At 39.8% G+C, this 13,975-nt stretch carries 15 protein-coding genes; 12 read left to right on the top strand and 3 right to left on the bottom strand.

Going from position 1 to position 13,975, the window contains the following annotated elements:
• The first annotated feature begins 146 nt into the window (after positions 1-146).
• The 4 genes from hflX (at position 147) to glnA (ending at position 4,711) form a co-directional block, all read left to right on the top strand.
• Entirely contained in the window at positions 147-1,409 is a 1,263-nt protein-coding gene (gene hflX / locus MOC86_RS10020; RefSeq protein WP_268584043.1) for a GTPase HflX, read from the top strand.
• A gap of 1 nt (position 1,410) precedes the next feature.
• Positions 1,411-2,679, top strand: coding sequence for an aminotransferase class I/II-fold pyridoxal phosphate-dependent enzyme (locus MOC86_RS10015; RefSeq protein ID WP_268584042.1), 1,269 nt, complete (start codon positions 1,411-1,413; stop codon positions 2,677-2,679).
• A gap of 221 nt (positions 2,680-2,900) precedes the next feature.
• Positions 2,901-3,302 carry a MerR family transcriptional regulator gene (locus tag MOC86_RS10010; protein ID WP_019391935.1) on the top strand — a complete coding sequence of 134 codons (402 nt, stop codon included), beginning with the start codon at positions 2,901-2,903 and terminating at the stop codon, positions 3,300-3,302.
• Positions 3,303-3,376: 74 nt separating this feature from the next.
• A complete protein-coding gene (glnA, locus tag MOC86_RS10005; protein WP_268584041.1) occupies positions 3,377-4,711 on the top strand; it encodes a type I glutamate--ammonia ligase in 1,335 nt (444 codons plus the stop codon).
• 93 nt (positions 4,712-4,804) lie between these two features.
• Here the strand turns inward: glnA and MOC86_RS10000 are convergent, their stop codons facing one another.
• The gene (locus MOC86_RS10000; protein WP_326847717.1) at positions 4,805-5,467 is read right to left on the bottom strand and encodes a DinB family protein; all 663 of its coding nucleotides are present in this window, start codon (positions 5,465-5,467) and stop codon (positions 4,805-4,807) included.
• Positions 5,468-5,572: 105 nt separating this feature from the next.
• Between MOC86_RS10000 and MOC86_RS09995 the strand changes: the two genes are divergently transcribed.
• Both MOC86_RS09995 and MOC86_RS09990 read left to right on the top strand, forming a co-directional pair.
• A complete protein-coding gene (locus MOC86_RS09995) occupies positions 5,573-6,334 on the top strand; it encodes a class II aldolase/adducin family protein (protein ID WP_268584040.1) in 762 nt (253 codons plus the stop codon).
• A 304-nt stretch (positions 6,335-6,638) separates the two neighbouring features.
• Entirely contained in the window at positions 6,639-6,905 is a 267-nt protein-coding gene (locus tag MOC86_RS09990; protein ID WP_268584039.1) for a hypothetical protein, read from the top strand.
• 46 nt (positions 6,906-6,951) lie between these two features.
• Here the strand turns inward: MOC86_RS09990 and MOC86_RS09985 are convergent, their stop codons facing one another.
• Entirely contained in the window at positions 6,952-7,647 is a 696-nt protein-coding gene (locus tag MOC86_RS09985) for a GH25 family lysozyme (RefSeq protein ID WP_268584102.1), read from the bottom strand.
• A gap of 275 nt (positions 7,648-7,922) precedes the next feature.
• On the opposite strand from MOC86_RS09985, the gene MOC86_RS09980 reads away from it, so the two are divergent.
• Both MOC86_RS09980 and MOC86_RS09975 read left to right on the top strand, forming a co-directional pair.
• Complete coding sequence (locus tag MOC86_RS09980) at positions 7,923-8,744, top strand: SGNH/GDSL hydrolase family protein (protein ID WP_268584038.1); 822 nt, start codon at positions 7,923-7,925, stop codon at positions 8,742-8,744.
• Positions 8,745-8,891: 147 nt separating this feature from the next.
• Complete coding sequence (locus MOC86_RS09975; RefSeq protein WP_268584037.1) at positions 8,892-9,029, top strand: YjcZ family sporulation protein; 138 nt, start codon at positions 8,892-8,894, stop codon at positions 9,027-9,029.
• Positions 9,030-9,096: 67 nt separating this feature from the next.
• Here MOC86_RS09975 and MOC86_RS09970 read toward each other — a convergent pair whose 3' ends face one another.
• Positions 9,097-10,011, bottom strand: a complete 915-nt coding sequence (locus MOC86_RS09970; RefSeq protein WP_268584036.1) for a helix-turn-helix domain-containing protein — start codon at positions 10,009-10,011, stop codon at positions 9,097-9,099.
• A 186-nt stretch (positions 10,012-10,197) separates the two neighbouring features.
• Here MOC86_RS09970 and MOC86_RS09965 point away from each other — a divergent pair, with 186 nt between their 5' ends.
• Genes MOC86_RS09965 through MOC86_RS09950 form a run of 4 tightly spaced genes read left to right on the top strand, consistent with a single transcriptional unit; the run spans position 10,198 to position 13,969 of the window.
• Positions 10,198-10,923 (top strand): ThuA domain-containing protein, encoded by a 726-nt coding sequence (locus tag MOC86_RS09965; RefSeq protein ID WP_268584035.1) that lies wholly within the window; start codon positions 10,198-10,200, stop codon positions 10,921-10,923.
• A 24-nt stretch (positions 10,924-10,947) separates the two neighbouring features.
• Complete coding sequence (locus MOC86_RS09960; RefSeq protein WP_268584034.1) at positions 10,948-11,973, top strand: Gfo/Idh/MocA family protein; 1,026 nt, start codon at positions 10,948-10,950, stop codon at positions 11,971-11,973.
• Positions 11,974-11,985: 12 nt separating this feature from the next.
• On the top strand, positions 11,986-12,999 hold the full coding sequence (locus MOC86_RS09955; RefSeq protein ID WP_268584033.1) for a Gfo/Idh/MocA family protein: 1,014 nt from the start codon (positions 11,986-11,988) through the stop codon (positions 12,997-12,999).
• Between the two features lies 1 nt (position 13,000).
• Positions 13,001-13,969 carry a sugar phosphate isomerase/epimerase family protein gene (locus MOC86_RS09950; protein WP_268584032.1) on the top strand — a complete coding sequence of 323 codons (969 nt, stop codon included), beginning with the start codon at positions 13,001-13,003 and terminating at the stop codon, positions 13,967-13,969.
• Positions 13,970-13,975 lie beyond the last annotated feature (6 nt).

The following is a 13,975-nucleotide window of genomic DNA, read 5'->3' as shown; positions in this document are numbered from 1 at the left end:
GTATGCCGATTTCTCTATTTATTCAAGAGGATATCGGGCATTTTAAAATAAAAGCTTTAAAAATTTTGTAAACTCCCGCATCTTTTTGCTATGATAGGATTGATTTAGCAATTAGGTGAATATATGAGAAGAAAGTAGGAAAAAGTTTGCATACTTTACAACGAAATGAAAAGGAAAAAACTGTACTTGTTGGCTGTCAGCTTCCAGGGGATGACGAGGTTCGCTTCGGCCATTCGTTAGATGAGCTCGAGTCGTTAACAGAAACGGCTGGTGGAGAAGTAATTTTGACGCTAACGCAAAAGCGTGAACGAGTCCATCCTGCTACATATATCGGAAAAGGAAAGCTTGAAGAACTGCTCGCAGCTGTTGAAGAAACAGAGCCTGATCTTGTTGTATTCAATGACGAGCTTTCACCAAGTCAGCTTCGCAACTTAACAGACATGCTAAGCGTTCGGATTATTGACAGAACGCAGCTTATTTTAGATATCTTTGCACAGCGCGCTGCAACAAAAGAAGGACACCTGCAAGTTGAGCTTGCACAGCTCAACTATTTATTACCTCGCTTGTCAGGGCAAGGTGTGAATTTATCTCGTCTTGGAGCCGGAATCGGAACGCGCGGACCTGGGGAAACAAAGCTTGAAACAGACCGACGTCACATTCGCGGCAGAATTCATGATTTAAAACAGCAGCTAAAAACAGTTGTTGAACACCGCAAACGCTACAGAGCACGTCGTAAGGAAAATCAGTCGATTCAAGTGTCGCTTGTTGGCTATACAAACGCAGGGAAGTCAACGCTTTTTAACAAATTGACAAATGCAGGGACATTTGAGGAAAACCAGCTTTTTGCAACGCTTGATCCGCTAACACGCAAAACGCAGCTTCCATCAGGACTTGACATTTTACTAACAGATACGGTTGGATTTATTCAAGACTTGCCAACAACGCTTGTTGCTGCTTTCCGTTCAACGCTTGAAGAAGTAACAGAAGCCGATTTTATTTTACACGTTGTTGACAGTTCAAATCCAGATTACACAACACATGAAAAAACGGTACATAAACTCTTAGAAGAATTAAATGTTACAGACGTACCGATGTTAACCGTTTATAATAAGAAGGATGAAGTGGATCCGGAATTTATCCCGTCTACAACAGAGTCCTTATTAATCTCAGCGCTTGACGCTAAGGATATTGAAGATCTTAAAACTAAAACGAGCGATCTTATCAAATCTTCGATGGAGCACTACAATGTAGAGCTTTCGCCAGGTGAAGGAGAGTGGCTGTCAACTCTAAAACGCGACAGTATTTTAGAAGTTTTTCATTTTAATGAAGAAAAAGAAGTATATGAATGCAGCGGCTATATAGCTAAAACACATCCGCTGTATGAATCATTGAGGGAGAGAGAAAAGTAATATGTTAGAAAAGTTGTACGGAACAAAATTAGCACGCATTGCAGAAGAAGTAGAAGCACTCATTAAGGAAAGACACGGGGAAGTAGATGTAATTGCTCAATACAACCAGCATCGCGTGTTAAAAAGTTTCCGTGAGCATCAAATTGGCGACGTGCACTTTACACCATCAACAGGATATGGCTATGACGATATTGGAAGAGATGCGCTTGAACGCGTTTATGCTGACGTGTTCGGAACAGATGCATCTCTTGTACGTCCGCAAATTATTTCAGGAACGCATGCCATTTCAACAGCGCTATTTGGCGTGCTTCGCCCAGGGGACGAGCTTTTATATATCACAGGAAAGCCGTACGATACACTTGAAGAAATTGTCGGTATTAGAGGCAAAGAAGGCATTGGCTCGTTAAAAGACTTTAACATTGGCTATCATGCTGTTCCGCTAGGGGAAGACGGAAATGTAGATTTCGAAGCTGTAAAAGAAAGCATGAATGAACACACGAAAATGATTGGCATTCAGCGTTCAAAAGGATATGGCATTCGTCCGTCGTTTACTGTGGAACAAATTCGGGAAATGATTACTTTCGTCAAAAGCATTAACCCAGACGTTATTGTTTTTGTTGATAACTGTTACGGTGAATTTGTTGAAACAATGGAGCCATCACACGTTGGCGCAGATCTTATGGCAGGCTCGCTTATTAAAAACCCGGGCGGCGGTTTGGCGAAAATCGGTGGCTATATTGCGGGTCGTGGTGACCTTGTTGAGCTTTGCTCATACCGTATGACAGCACCAGGACTTGGCAGTGAAGCAGGTGCATCACTATACAGCCTTCAAGAAATGTATCAAGGCTTCTTTATGGCGCCGCACACTGTGGCGCAAGCATTAAAAGGGGCGATTTTTACATCTGCGCTTCTAGAACGTCTTGGCATGAATACAAGCCCAAAATGGCATGAAAGCCGGACAGACCTTATTCAATCTGTTCAGTTTGATGAGCGAGACAAAATGGTTGCTTTTTGCCAAGCCATTCAATATGCTTCACCAATTAATTCACACGTTACCCCGTACCCAAGCTATATGCCTGGCTATGAAGATGACGTGATTATGGCAGCGGGTACGTTCATCCAAGGAGCAAGCCTTGAATTAACGGCGGACGGACCGATTCGTCCTCCATTTGTAGCATATGTACAAGGCGGACTAACATATGAGCACGTAAAGATTGCGATTCTGTCCGCTGTAATGTCGTTAATCGAAAAAGAATTGTTAGCTCTGTAACGCTTTCATAAAAAAGATTTAGTTAATATATACAAAAGAAAAATAATGTGAATTGCTGATGATGACCCTTTGTTCCTAGCGGCTCTAAGGCCATAGAACAAAGGGAAAAAACACTGCGTCTGAAAATTCATAAAAAATAATGTTAGAAAAACTAACATATAATTGACACAGGAATTTACATGTTCTACAATAAGGGTAGATAAGTAAAGGAGGAACGAAATATGGGTGATAATATTCGTCGAAACATGCCTTTATTTCCAATGAGTATCGTTATGAAATTGACAGAACTATCAGCAAGGCAAGTTCGTTACTATGAGGAACACGATCTTATTGCTCCTGCGAGAACAGAGGGAAATCGACGTCTTTTCACATTTAACGACGTTGATAAGCTTCTTGAAATCAAGGAACTAATTGAAAGAGGCGTCAATTTAGCTGGAATCAAGCAAATTTTCGAAGTTCAAAAGGAAAAAGGCAAGTATACAAAAACAGAAGTAAAGACGCCAGACCAAGAAATGAGCGAAGAAGAACTTCGCAAACTATGGCGCTCTGAAATTACGCACCAAGCGGGAAGACAAAACCGCACAGCGTTAAATCAAGGGGATATGTCACGCTTTTTCCATTAATAATGTAAGGGTTACTTCATTTTGAAGTATTCTAAATAAATTACTAGTTTTAGTTATTCAGGGGAGGATAAATGATGGCAAAGTACACAAAAGAAGACATTTTCAAAATGGCGAACGAAGAGAACGTAAAATATATCCGCTTGCAGTTTACGGATATCCTAGGAACGATCAAAAACGTTGAAATTCCTTCAAGTCAGCTTGAAAAAGCGCTTGATAACAAAATGATGTTTGACGGATCTTCAATTGAAGGATTTGTTCGTATTGAAGAATCTGATATGTACTTATATCCGGATCTTGACACATGGGTAGTGTTCCCATGGACGTCTGAAAAAGGAAAAGTAGCTCGTCTTATTTGTGACATCTACAATCCAGACGGCACTCCATTCGAAGGGGACCCTCGTAACAACTTGAAGCGCATCTTAAAAGAGATGGAAGAACTAGGCTTCACAGATTTCAATCTTGGACCTGAGCCAGAATTCTTCTTATTCAAGTTAGATGAAAAGGGAGAGCCAACTCTTGAACTAAACGATAAAGGCGGATATTTTGACCTAGCACCAACAGACTTAGGTGAAAACTGCCGTCGTGATATCGTGCTTGAGCTCGAAGAAATGGGCTTTGAGGTTGAAGCATCTCACCATGAGGTTGCTCCTGGTCAGCACGAAATCGATTTCAAATATGCAAATGCCCTAAGAGCATGCGATGACATCCAAACGTTCAAGCTTGTTGTCAAAACAATCGCACGCAAACACGGACTACATGCGACATTTATGCCAAAACCCCTTTTCGGTGTTAACGGTTCTGGTATGCACTGCAACTTATCTCTATTTAATAATGGAGAAAATGCGTTCTTCGATAAAGATGCTGACCTTCAACTAAGCGACACAGCTCGCCAGTTTATCGCAGGAATTGTTAAGCACGCAACAAGCTTTACAGCTGTAACAAACCCAACAGTTAATTCATACAAACGTCTTGTACCTGGATATGAAGCACCATGTTATGTTGCTTGGTCTGCACAAAACCGCAGCCCGTTAATCCGTATCCCAGCATCACGTGGTCTTAGCACACGTGTTGAAGTACGTAGCGTTGACCCTGCAGCAAACCCATACTTAGCAATCGCTGTTATGCTTGCAGCAGGTCTTGACGGAATTAAAAACAAACTAACTCCGCCAAAACCAATCGACCGCAACATCTACGTTATGAACAAGCCAGAGCGTGAACAAGAAGGCATCTCAGACCTTCCAGCAACACTTGCTGCAGCGCTTGAAGAGCTTAAATCAAACGAAGTAATGGTTAATGCCCTAGGAAAACACTTATTCGAACACTTCATCGAAGCGAAAGAAATCGAGTGGGATATGTTCCGTACGCAAGTACATCCATGGGAACGTGACCAATATATGACGCTTTATTAAGAGACTAATAAAGTGATAGAAGCCCTTGATACGAAGAGTATCAAGGGCTTCTTTTATGGATTGCTCAACATGTAATGAAACATCTTATATACATTACTTACTTACTTTTGAAAGAAACTGATCGATTCGCTCTTTTTGCCGTAAGTGGTGTCGGAAATGCATTTCGATTAGCTGAAAATATTCCTCTGCATTTAAATATCCCATTGCCCGGTGCTGACCTTTCTGGCTTGCTGGGATGTCAGAGAGCTTTCTTTCGATCTCCCGCATTTTCTCATTGGTTTGAAGAAGTCCTTCCTTTACCGCTTCTTTTCCTGTAGGATTTGGCGGTGTGAAATCCGGTGTATCCGGACCTTTTACTTTGATTGGAGGAAACGTTCCTTCTTTAAAAATCGATTCACCTATTTCTGTTTTTTTACCGCCTTCGGAAGCATTGCCATTAGCACATTGCTCAATTGCTTTCAAATGAAGATCAAGAGTGCACTTTATTAAATGATTGTACATTTGTCCTAATGACCATTCATCCTCAGAAGGCTTCCTCGTAAACTCATCTAGAGAATATTTACTTAACTCTTCAATATAGTATGTAACCACCTGTTCGAATCGCTTCAATATCTCTTTTGTATCCAATCGATCTCCCACTTTCTTTATAATTTTCTTTCTCCTTAATGTTAAATAGTACGTTCCAACGCTAAATAAAATAACATCTTCTGAATTAACTTCGATCACCTTACAAATAATACCTTTTATTTCATTCAAGAAAATGGTCCTATACAAAGAGAAACGCGTATCATCATAATTTTAATTTGGTAGATTAAGTTGCCAAGAAACGCCAAACCTTTTACTTCTAGGAGGAGAAAAATAATGAATAATACAACTTATTTAAAGATCCCAATGTTTGAAACAGTAGCAGAAGAGCGTAGGCATCGCAAGGAACGGCTGGTTGCTGCTTTCCGTCTCTTTTCCAAATTCGGTTTCGATGAGGGGATAGCAGGTCATATTACAGTACGGGATCCAGAATATACAGATCATTTCTGGGTCAATCCGTACGGAAAACATTTCAGTCAAGTTCGTGTATCCGACCTTTTACTTGTTAACCATAAAGGAGAAATTGTAGAAGGCGATCAGCCTCTTAATGGAGCTGCCTTTGCTATTCATTCAGAAATCCATAATGCTCGACCGGATGTAGTGGCAGCGGCACATGCTCATTCGGTATACGGAAAAACATGGTCTACATTAGGTCGATTACTCGATCCGATTACCCAGGATGCTTGTCAATTTTATAATGACCATGGGTTATTCGATGATTTTACGGGTGTAGTTTATGCGACTGAAGAGGGACAACGGATCGCAAAAGCTCTCGGCCATTATAAAGCGGTTATTTTGCGTAACCATGGATTATTAACAGTAGGACAATCCGTTGATTCCGCTGCTTGGTGGTTTATTACCATGGAACGTTCGTGCCAGGCACAGTTAATGGCTGAAGCGGCTGGAAAACCAATTCCCATTGACAAAAAACATGCAATGTTAACCGCTGAGCAGACGGGAACCGAATATGAAGGATGGCTAAGCTTTCAACCTCTTTGGGAGAACCTTCAAAAGGAACAGCCTGATTTCTTGGATTAATATCAAATCTATCTCCATTCTTTTTGATATGAAGAGAGGGACAACCCCCATGACGTGAGACAAATAAAAAACACCTTTTTGTTAAAGATCGGATACAAATGACCGAACTATAACGAAAAGGTGTTTTTTTATGGGAACAAAAGTAAGTTATCTAGGAGAAGTGAAAATGAAGGCAATTGAAATGAGCAGAATGGAAAAGACGTTAGGCAAATGGTTATGTGAAAATAGATCAAGTTAACCATTTGCCTTCATTTAGAATACATTAGGAGTAATCGTTAATAATTTATAAATGGGGTAGGTTTGTATGATAAATAATGAGCAGTTTAAAGATTCTACGCTAGAGGGGGAAGAAATTAAACTAGCTTCTAGCCTTAAAATAGCATTACTAGCAGGTATCCTTGTAACTGTAGGAGATGCACTTGCCACATATGCAGCCAAACTTGCTATTGACGAGGAAATAGAAGCCCAAGTTACACAACAACAAGAAACAGGTCAACAAGATGATCGGTTAAAGGCGCTAGAAAAGCAAATTCAAGATTTACATGAGAAGATCAATCAGCTATCTAAATAAAGCCTCTAATATTAAAGGATACTTATTCGTCAGTGTCCTTTTTTATTTAGTATCCATACTTTTTAAACTCTTTTTCACTACTATTGAAAACATTAACATCAATAAACTTTTCTTCACCATCGTATCCTTCTAACTTTTCTCGATCTGTATATTGCCAAAACGTCCACGTTCTCTTATCAGATAACGAAGGTTTTGTAAAAACATCTCTTATCCATATATCACACTGCTTGAAACTATCCTTAATATACAAATCATAAGCCTCTCTTGTTGTATAAAGAATAACAGGCTGTTTATAATGCTCCTCGAGTTTTTTTACCATTGTTTGAAGTTCTTTTTCAACTTCACTGCGATTTGGAGGGTTCTTTTTTTTGTCAGCATAAAACTCAACATCAATAACAGGAGGCAAGGATCCTTCCTCACGAGGCACTGTTTTAATAAAATTTTGAGCTTGCGTTACACCAGAACTATCAAAGCTGAAGAAGTGATAAGCACCAGTCCGTAATGATGTCCTTTTCGCATCTTCCCAATTGTCTTCAAAATACTGATCAACATGACTGCTTCCTTCAGTTGATTTAATAAAAGCAAAGTCCACGTCTTGCTTCGCTAATGTCTTCCAATCGATGTCTCCTTGATAAGCGGAGACATCAACGCCCCTCACAGGATAATCCTTTGCGCCACGAGCGTTAGGAATGAAGATTCCTTGATACCATAAGAAAACGAGCAGTAGTGCTGCAACGATGATAAAAAGTAGAGGGAAAACGAACTTTTTTCGTTTTTTTGCGTTTATATCTTCAACTATTGTTCTTCACTCCAATCCATGGATTCTCTATTTGCTTTTTTTTGGTAATGAATGCTAAGTAAGATATTACCACTATACTAATTTTCTTGCTATACCAATTGCTAGAATGATCCTTGCTCTATTAAAATTCTCTTATTCCAAAATAAGAGAAAAACATCCATTATTATGAAAATAGTGTATAATTAAACTTAATTTTATAAAAAATGGAGGATCTTATAGTGGGGAGCTCAAAAACAAACCTGTTGATTTTTGTTCTTTTACTAGCTTTTATTGGTGTGATGGTGGTAGGGCAAATGAAAGAGAGAAATATTGCAAGAGAAGCAAGTGCAGGAAGTAGTCAAGAAGAGATTGATAAGGCGGTAGCAGCAAGTACTGAGCCAGATACAGAAGAGGAACATCCTTACAAAAATGAGAAAGTGGATTTTAAAGGAGAAGAATTTACATACTCACCGCTTGGTTCTAGCTTAACAGCAGGCTACTATGCTTCAAAAGAAGACAAAAAGTTTGCAAGTGTGTTAAGCAATTATATCCAAGAAGAGATGAACTACAAAGTATCACTAGAAGGACATAGTGCACATGAAGCATTGCTTATGCACGGGCTTGATGCTGTTCCAGAGATCAACAAGCAAGAGCCTGATCTTGTTTCAATTGAATTTGGGACAAGCGACTGCAGTGCCAAAAACAATATCCCCCTTGATACGTTTCAAAAGCAGCTAGACCTTCTTGTTGATGACCTAACAGGAGAAGGAACTTCAAAACCTCAAGTTGTACTTCTAACAACGTGGAGTGCTGGAGAGCGCTGCCAAGCTTTTGATGAAGCCGTAAAAACAGTCGGGGAAGAGCATGATTTTCCTGTTGTTGATCTTTCTGAAGTTTGGAGCAGCAGTTCAAATGTAGGAAGAAAAGGCGTTCAAACGTATAACGGAGTTAGCGACAATCTTTATCCAAATGATAAAGGAATGGAAGTAATCGCAGGCAAGATTTTTGAAGCAGTCGAAGGACCGTTAAAAGAGCGCGGATTAAAGACAACAGAAAGTTAGGTGTAAGCTGTCCCCGGACAGCTTTTTTTATTGTGCTAAATGTCTTTCTTTAAAATTAAATAAAGGACAGAAAAGGCCATCGTCTAGTCCACTTTCACTACTGCTTTCATAAGATATCATACATTAATACAGAAGGTGGTGGAGGTAATGAGCTCAGGTGGATCTGGAAAAGGCTTTGCTTTAGTTGTTGTTCTATTCATTCTACTAATCATTGTAGGTACTGCTTATGTTGGCGGTGGCTACGGTGGTGGCTATGGCGGCGGCTACGGCGGTTACGGTTGTTAATAAACTAAATGAGAACTACGCACGAGAACAGGCAGATTTGTCTGTTCTTGTACGTATTCACGGTCTCTTATCCTTCATTCCTCATTCGCTCTTTAAATTCTTTCGGTGAACAGTTATTGTATCTTCTGAACAATTTATAAAATTGAGCCATGTTAGGGATGCCAACGTCATAGCCAATATTTTCAATGCTAAAATCACTTGTCATTAGTAAACATTCTGCTTTTTTTATGCGCTTATAATTTACATAATCAATAAATGATTTGCCCATCGTTTTCTTAAAATATTTGATGAAATAGTGGTAGCTTAAATTTAATAATGAACATGCTTCTTCTACGGTAATCTTGTTTTCTAAGTTTTGATCTATATAGGAGAGCACAGGCTGCAGGCGGTGTAGGGCAGCTTTTTCTGTATAACTTAAAAGGTTGCGTGTATCATGTCTAAGAAGTAAGAGCATAATTCGTTTTATCATTGAACTGATAGCGATTTCATAACCGTTCAGCTTTGACTGAGATTCTGTGAAAATTTCCGTTATTAAAGTATGAAACTCCGTTTTTACCATGTTGTTTTCTTCAAAAATATAATTCATCACATCTAAAGGTTGAGTAAGTTCAGAGAAGCAGTAGAGATAAGGCATTGTACTTTGATCAAAGTGTTTTTGTAGGTCAATTTGGAATACAATGTAACGCAATTTATCCGTATAAAGCTGGTGGGTGCGGTGCAGTTGAGAGGCTCCAAAAATTCTAACATCCCCAGGGCCGAGCACAGTATAATGGTCTTTACTTTGCATACCTAAATAGCCATCTATAATAGCGAGCAGTTCCACTTCTTTATGATAATGCCAGCGGTGCTCTTCTAAAGTTCTCATATCTCTTGTGCGATTATAAATTTCCCATATTTTTAAATAAAGTAGCGGATTTTGATACACAACTTCCTCATTCACCGCTTCTAAATCTTGAACATCATTGCTTTTTACTAGAGACACGCTACCTCCTCCTTTTTTAGAATATAACACATTTGGAGAGGGAGGGGACAGGCTTTTTACGTTGGATTCTCCTGAAGAAAGAAACACAATAGCACTTTTGAATATAAAGAGAGCCAGATTCAGCATATTTTTCTATGCTGATTTTTTTTATACTAATGACAAATCAATAAGAGAGGGGTTGTCGTAATGCTAAGAGTTACAGTATGGAATGAAAATCGTCATGAACAGAAAAATCCGGTTGTAAAGGAAATCTATCCCCAAGGAATTCATGGCACAATTGCAGCGTTTTTAGAAGAAGAGGGATTCCCTACTAGAACAGCGACATTAGATCAAGAGGAACATGGTCTCACAGAGGAAGTCTTACAGGAGACAGATGTTTTAGTATGGTGGGGTCATTTAGCGCATGACGAAGTAAAGGATGAAATCGTTGAAAAAGTAAAAGAGCGTGTACTAGATGGAATGGGACTCATTGTTCTCCATTCAGGTCATTTCTCTAAAATCTTCAAAACATTAATGGGCACAAGCTGCGACTTAAAATGGCGTGAAGAGGATGATAAAGAGCGCTTATGGGTAGTAGAGCCTAGCCATCCAATTGCAGAAGGAATCGGTGAATTTATTGAGCTCGAGCGTGAAGAAATGTACGGAGAACATTTCGATATTCCAGCGCCAGATGAGCTTATTTTCACAAGCTGGTTTGAAGGTGGCGAAGTATTTAGAAGCGGATGTACATATAAACGCGGGAATGGAAAAGTGTTTTACTTTAGACCAGGACACGAAACATACCCAACTTACTACAATAAAGAAATTCAGCGTGTAATCAAAAATGCTGTGGGGTGGGCAAAGCCAGTTGACAGAAAAAGACCCGTATACGGGAACGCGAAACCGCTTGAACGTATTGCAATCAAAAAATAAGGAATAGGAAAGGGGACTAAAATCATGGAGAAAGTAAGAGTAGGCGTTATTGGATGTGGAAGCATTGCTCAACATCGTCATTTACCTGAATATAAAATGAATAAAAACGTAGAAATTGTAGCCCTATGTGATAAAAATGAAGAACGTGTTCATAGAGTTGCGGAAGAATATGGAGCAAAACCATATACGAATTACAAAGAGCTTGTTGAAAGCGGCACTGTTGATGCTGTAAGCGTTTGTACACCAAACTACTTACACGCGGAAATCTCAATATATGCTTTAAATCAAGGTCTTCATGTTCTATGCGAAAAACCGATGGCAACTTCTGCAGAAGAAGCAGAAGAAATGATCGAAGCAGAGAAGCGGAGCGGTAAGAAACTGATGATTGGTCATAATCAACGCTTTGTTTCTTCACATCAAAAAGCGCGCGAGCTTATTAAAAACGGTGAAATTGGTCGCGTTTATAGCTTCCGAACAACATTTGGCCACGGTGGACCAGCTCAATGGAGCGTCGAGGGAAAAGAAAGCTGGTTCTTTAAAAAAGAGGAAGCAATCATTGGTGCGATGGGGGATCTTGGCGTTCACAAAACAGATTTGCTTCGTTATCTTTTAGGTGAAGAATTCGCAGAAGTTGGAGCATTTGTTGAAGATAATGCAAAAGACTATGGAGATACAGATGACAATGCGGTATGTGTATTAAAAACAAAGAGCGGCATTATTGGTACGCTCGCTGCAAGCTGGGCTTACATGGGGAAAGAAGACAATTCAACAATTATTTACGGTGAAAAAGCCATTCTACGTCTAGAAGAAGATCCAACATACTCTTTAATTGTTCAATATGCTAGTGGTGAAGTTGTCAATTATCAGTTAGGAAAAATCCAGACAAACGAGGAAGGCGGCCAACGTAGTACTGGTGTTATTGATGCCTTTATTCAGTGTATTGTAAAAGACGAATCATCACCTATTCCAGGAGAAGAAGGATTAAAGTCACTTTCTGTTGTTCTCGCTGCTCTAAAATCAAGTCGAACAAAGACAATCACAGAGATATAAGAGGTGAGGGATTTGAAAATAGGCATAATTGGTGCAGGAGGAATTGCGGTTAACAGGCATATTCCGGCATTTAAAGCGCTAGGTGATAAATGTACCATTTGGGGACTAACTGATATTAACAGTGAAAAAGCTACGGAAGTAGCAAACGAGCATCATATTCCCCATGTTTTTATCGATTATAGAGATTTATTAAAAGAAGTTGATGCTGTTTGTATTTGTACACCAAATAAATTTCATGCCCAATATGCGATTGAAGCATTAAATAGCGGTGTTCATGTGTTTTGTGAAAAGCCAATGGCTCTTTCCAAAAAAGAGTGTGAAGACATGATCGAAGCAGGGGAAAATTCCGGGAAGAAGCTTGCTATTGCTTATCATTACCGCTTTATGAAAGAAGCGCAGGCAGCGAAGCGGATGATGCCAGAAGTAGGAACTCCGCTTGTAGCACGCGTGAGAGCAATGCGTCGTCGCAAAGTTCCAGGGTGGGGCGTGTTTACGAACAAGGAGTTACAAGGCGGAGGAAGTTTAATAGATTATGGCTGCCATCTACTTGACTTAGCTCTTTGGCTTATGGGAAATCCAAAACATATCGCCGTTAATGGAAGCGTATACAATGAGCTTAGTAAAACACCAAACGGACTAAACGAGTGGGGAACGTTTGATCATAACACATTTGATGTTGATGGTCATGTGACAGCATATCTTAAGTTTGAGAACGGCGCTTCCTTACTTTTAGAAGCATCATGGGCCGCCAATATTAAAAGTGATGAAGAACATGTCAGCATCTCAGGAGTTGACGGAGGGCTGAACGTGTTTCCATTTGAACTCTACACCTCTAAAAATGGGATGTTACTAAACAGCACTTCTCCTTGGATCGAAGGAGAAGACGATTACAGCTTGAGTCAGGCTAAAAATTTTATTGAGACATGCGGGGGAGAGGCGGAGCTCGTCGTGAAGCCAGAAGAAGCTCTACAAGTCTCAGCCATCATTGATGAAATCTATCAAAAAAGTACAGTGGAGGGAAGATAACATGAAGCTTGGTGTATTTACAGTACTGTTTGCGCATCTCTCATTCGAAGAGATGCTTGATAAAGTAAAAGAAGCGGGACTTCATGCGGTTGAGATTGGAACAGGAAATTATCCGGGAAATCATCATTGTCCATTAGACAAACTGCTCCAAGATGAAGAGAAAAGAAAGGACTATCTCCAGAAAGTAAGAGAGCGTAATCTGATCATCAGTGCGTTCAGCTGTCACGGTAATCCGATTTCACCAGAGGAAGATTTTGCGAAAGAGTCCGACGAGACGCTTCGTAAAACAATTAAACTAGCATCATTACTAGATGTTCCGGTTGTTAACTGCTTTTCGGGAACAGCGGGCGATCATGAAGATGCAAAATATCCGAACTGGCCTGTTACACCGTGGCCAAATGAATATGGAGATGTCTTAAAGTGGCAATGGGAAAACAAGCTAATTCCATATTGGAAAGAAGTTGGCGCATATGCTGAAGAACATGGAGTGAAAATTGGCTTAGAGCTTCACGGCGGATTTTTAGTTCATACGCCATATACCCTGTTAAAGTTACGTGAGGAAACGAACGAAGCGATTGGAGCCAACTTAGATCCGAGTCATCTTTGGTGGCAAGGAATTGACCCTGTAGGTGCAATTAAAATTTTAGCTAAAGAAAACGCGATTCACCATTTTCATGCTAAAGACACTTATCTGGATCAAGACAACATTAATATGTATGGATTAACAGACATGCAGCCATATGGTGAAGTTCAAACGCGTGCTTGGACATTCAGATCTGTTGGGTGTGGGCATGATGTGAAAGAGTGGTCAGATATGATGAGTGCCTTACGTACGTATGGATATGACTATGTTGTGAGCATTGAACATGAAGATCCAATTATGTCTGTTGAAGAAGGATTCCAGCGGGCTGTTACGAACTTAAAGAGCGTTTTAATTGAAGAAACCCCTTCTGAATTGTGGTGGACGTAGCTTTTA

The sequence above is a fragment of the Priestia endophytica genome, from assembly GCF_026790145.1.
Taxonomy (GTDB): domain Bacteria; phylum Bacillota; class Bacilli; order Bacillales; family Bacillaceae_H; genus Bacillus_I; species Bacillus_I endophytica_A.
This window is presented reverse-complemented; position numbering and strand designations above follow the sequence as displayed.